Source organism: Microcoleus sp. SVA1B4 (genome assembly GCF_036700545.1).
In the GTDB taxonomy this organism is placed as follows: Bacteria; Cyanobacteriota; Cyanobacteriia; order Cyanobacteriales; family Microcoleaceae; genus Microcoleus.
The window spans coordinates 1-3,916 of record NZ_JAUBPB010000138.1 but is presented as its reverse complement, the minus strand read 5'-3'; the positions used below and the strand labels follow the sequence as shown (position 1 = coordinate 3,916).

Annotated in this window: 3 protein-coding genes; all 3 read right to left on the bottom strand. The window is 46.5% G+C overall.

Going from position 1 to position 3,916, the window contains the following annotated elements; genetic code table 11:
• Positions 1 to 239: 239 nt before the first annotated feature.
• Positions 240 to 1,286 (bottom strand): L-histidine N(alpha)-methyltransferase, encoded by a 1,047-nt coding sequence (gene egtD, locus QT987_RS29445; protein ID WP_333246426.1) that lies wholly within the window; start codon positions 1,284 to 1,286, stop codon positions 240 to 242.
• Between the two features lie 380 nt (positions 1,287 to 1,666).
• On the bottom strand, positions 1,667 to 2,965 hold the full coding sequence (egtB, locus tag QT987_RS29440; protein WP_333247001.1) for an ergothioneine biosynthesis protein EgtB: 1,299 nt from the start codon (positions 2,963 to 2,965) through the stop codon (positions 1,667 to 1,669).
• A complete protein-coding gene (gene egtC / locus QT987_RS29435) occupies positions 2,937 to 3,725 on the bottom strand; it encodes an ergothioneine biosynthesis protein EgtC (RefSeq protein WP_333246999.1) in 789 nt (262 codons plus the stop codon). The genes egtB and egtC overlap by 29 nt, the downstream gene beginning before the upstream one ends.
• Positions 3,726 to 3,916 lie beyond the last annotated feature (191 nt).

The window sequence follows — 3,916 nt, the reverse complement described above, 5'->3', positions numbered from 1 at the left end:
CCGCCCGTCCTTTTTGGACGGGCGGGACGCCCATCCCACAAACTTGTGGAAGTTATTTAATTCTCATTCCTAACAGGATATCCTGAATTCAGAACCATCGACAACACAGAAATTGAGGAGACGGCAGTGCCGTGTCCCTACCCCAAAACGTCGTAGCACGGGCGAGAACCCGACGCCATCGCCCGATTTGCAGGGACAGGGCAGTGCCGTGTCCTGACTGTGCGTAATATCTGAAGAACTCATTTATTAACATCAGAAATTTGACAAAGCATCAAGCCAAACCACTGATTTGGATCAGTCCAAACTTGCACCGGCATTAAACCACGCTGCGACAGTTCTTTTTTTACAGTAGTGAGATTAAACTTGCGCGATATTTCGCTGCGGATAGTTTCTCCCGCTGCAAATTCAACCGTTAAATTGAGAGAACGCAACTGCACTGTTTGCGCTTTTTTACTTTTCAAGTGCATTTCAATTTGACATTCCTCTTGATTGTAAAAAGCCCAATGCTCGAACTGTGCTAAATCAAAATTTCCATCATATTTTCGATTTAAATGTCGCAGCATATTCAAGTTAAATGCTGCCGTTACTCCTTGACTGTCATCGTAGGCAGGCTCTAAAATATCCTTAGATTTGTCCAAGTCAATTCCCAGCAAAAAATACTCTCCCGGCTGCAATGCACCGACAATTTGCGAGAAGAATAAATCGCATTCTTGAGCGTTGAGATTGCCGAGGGTACTGCCGAGAAAGCAAATCATTCGGGTTGGCAACGGCGACGGTGCAATTTTAGCTAAGGCTAATTCGTAAGTGCTGACAAGTCCGTGAATCTGGAGCGACGGATAATCTGCCAACAGTTGACAAGCGCTGCTTTCTAGGATAGTAGGACTGATGTCGATCGGCAAATAATGCAGGGGATATTCCAGTTGACTGTAAGCATCAAGGAGAATCCGAGTTTTGGTGGAACTGCCACTGCCGAGTTCGACGATTTCGCAGGGGCCCGTTAAATTGGCGATCGCCCCCGCGCACCCCTGCAAAATAGCCGTCTCAGTGCGTGTCAGGTAGTATTCCGGCAACTGGCAAATCAACTCAAACAGGTTCGAGCCGCGATCGTCGTAGAAATACTTTGGAGGCAGGGATTTCGGGGTTTGAGTCAACCCGCTAACTGCATCGCTGCCAGCATTGATTTCTGCGGGTGTCAGTGCCGCAGCGCTCACCAGTCGCTCTAAGTGCAGCCGGTTTTCTTTTGTTGAGGCTGAGTTGGTTGTGTCGGACAGTCTTGGGGATTTCATAAAGTAATTTTTAGATGCACACATGGGTATAGCACGCAGTCGCGTTGCCAAATATCGCGATCAAGTCAGATTTTTCAGGTGACTCTCCGTTCTGTATTGTCTCACCCGATGGATCTCGCATCCACAATTAAAACTTAAAATTTATCCACAAAAATTATTGAATACTTAACCAAACTTGTTTTATTTGAGCTTGTCACATGGAAAAATGTTGGGAATTTTGCAAACAAATTTTGTCCCCAATTCCCTCTCCAGCCCTTTATCTGATGTTCGTCAAATAAGCTTTCTAAGGCAAGTATTAAGGAATTTGTTAATTTGAAAAATCCGCTGACTAAATTCCTTAATATGAACAAACTTGATGGTAATTATAATTACCTAGCAAACTACTTAGCGCAGCGAAAACCAGCAATAATTTGCCGCACGCCCGGATAATACCAATTCCGAAAGGTCGATCGCAGTGCCTGCGGAAAAGTCGCCCAACTCCCGCCTTTCAAAACCCGGTGTTCTCCATCAAAATAAACTTGAGAATAGCCTCTGTAAGGATAACTTTCAAATCCCGGATAGGCGTCAAAGGTTGAAGCAGTCCACTCCCAAACATTGCCCAACATATCATAGCAGCCGATCGCACTTGCTCCTTTGGGAAAGGCATCAACTGGCGAAGTATTGGCAATATTATTGCCGTGATTGCACAGGCTGCCGTTTGGCGGTTCTTCTCCCCAAGGATAGATGCGATATGTTTGATTTGTGGCGTCCCAACTCGCAGCTTTTTCCCATTCGGCTTCCGATGGTAAACGCTTGCCGATAAAGTTGCAGTAAGCTTCGGCTTCGTACCAACTCACGCCGCAGACTGGATGGTTGTTGAAAGCTGGATTTTCTGACCAGTAAAGCGGTTGAGAGACGGCTTCGCCTTGCAGCCATTTCCAGCCGTCCGCTGACCACCAATCAGGGTTTTGATAGCCGCCGGATTCCATGAAATCTCGGTATTCACGGCAAGTGACGGGATAGCGATCGATCGAGTATGCTTCTAAATCACACAGGTGGCGCGATCGCTCATTATCCAAAGCCTCAGCAGCATCGCTTCCCATGTAAAATTCCCCGCCCGGAATTTCAATCGCCGAATCGGTAATTGGGAATTGGGCATTGGGAATTGGGAATTTCGGCTGCTTTATTCCTCTCTGTTGTAGAGAATTAATCCGTGTATCCCTGTCCAAATCCGTGTCGTGCCTTTCTTCCTTCTTCCTGTGCATTTGCAACACGAAAGCAACAGTTTCGCAGTGCTGGCTTTCGTGCTGAATAATAAACCGCCAGAGACGTTCTTGCTCGTCGATCGGCGCTACTTCCAAATAATCTAACACCTTTTTTCTCACCGCGTCCAGATATAATTCAACTTCAGGTAACGCGGGCAGAAAAACCCGTTGTTTTTTCGGCAAAATATCAGCAGCAAAAAGTTGGTGATACTGAGGAAAGACAGGTTCCAAGCCAGCACATCGTTGCAACAGCCACAAATCCTCAGTATAAGCAATGTGACCTAAGTGCCAGCCAACTGGACTGAAATCAGGATGAGCTTGACGGCAAAAAGTATCATAATCGATGTCTGCAAATAGCTTGAAAGTGCCGCGGCGACACTGCTGCAAATCGCGATAAATTGCCTCTCTACAAGATTGGATAGATTTCGATATCACGCTCTACTCCGGTACTGATAATGCTCTGGACTGGGCACTCGTGCCAATTGCCAGCAAATAAAGGTTCAGAAGCAATAATGACAGAATTCGGGAAATTTAAATCGTCTCGCAGCCAATAGAGGGAAGGAGGGGTTTTTTGGGAAGCAAAGCGAGAGGCAACGAGCTGGTGTCCGTCGCTGATAATTATATTAGCTGAAAATTCTACTTGGTGAACGTTTGCTAGCTCTGCCAAAATTTTCAGCGACTTTTGCAAAGCTGCTTGTACGGTCAGATTTCCGGCTGTCAATTCATTGACAAACAAGGCGAAGATATGCTCTGAATCTGTAGTACCGTTAATTGATTGATAAAGGGTATCGCTGAGTCGATCGCGAATTGGTCTGTAAAGAGTTTGCCGAAAATTCTTCACGAAGCCGTTGTGTACGAACAGCAGGCGATCGTTCTGAAACGGCTGACAGTTGCTCAAATCTACAGCTTGTCCTGAAGTTGCACTGCGAACGTATCCGATCGCGCATCCAGATTCAACGTATCGGCTGATACTCGGAAGGTTAACGTCGCTCCAAATTGGCTGTACATTTTTATAAGTAAACGGGTCAGTATCTAGGTGCGGGTGATACCAACCAATACCAAAACCGTCAGCATTGAGTAGGCCAGAAGTCATTTCGCGGGGCTGGTAACTCTGCACAATTAGGGAATGTTCCGGCTTGTACAGAATAGCATCGAGTAAAATCGGCTCCCCGAGGTAGCCAAGCAAACGGCACATAAAATTTTTGCAGCAATGTGATTAGCATTTTGACATACTCCCCAGCCTGAAGGCGTGGGGATTCTTTACGCTTCATTGACGGACGCTACGCCCGGTAGTCTTACTCTGTCTCGACGGTTAGAGTCGATGCCTGTGTTGCCACAGGACACCTCTCCTTCAGAACTGTACGTGCAGCTTTCACGGCATACAGC

Bases quoted from the DNA above. Each gene is read 5' to 3' on its own strand.
- egtD (WP_333246426.1), bottom strand. From the start codon at position 1,286: ATGAAATCCCCAAGACTGTCCGACACAACCAACTCAGCCTCAACAAAA.
- egtC (WP_333246999.1), bottom strand. From the start codon at position 3,725: ATGTGCCGTTTGCTTGGCTACCTCGGGGAGCCGATTTTACTCGATGCT.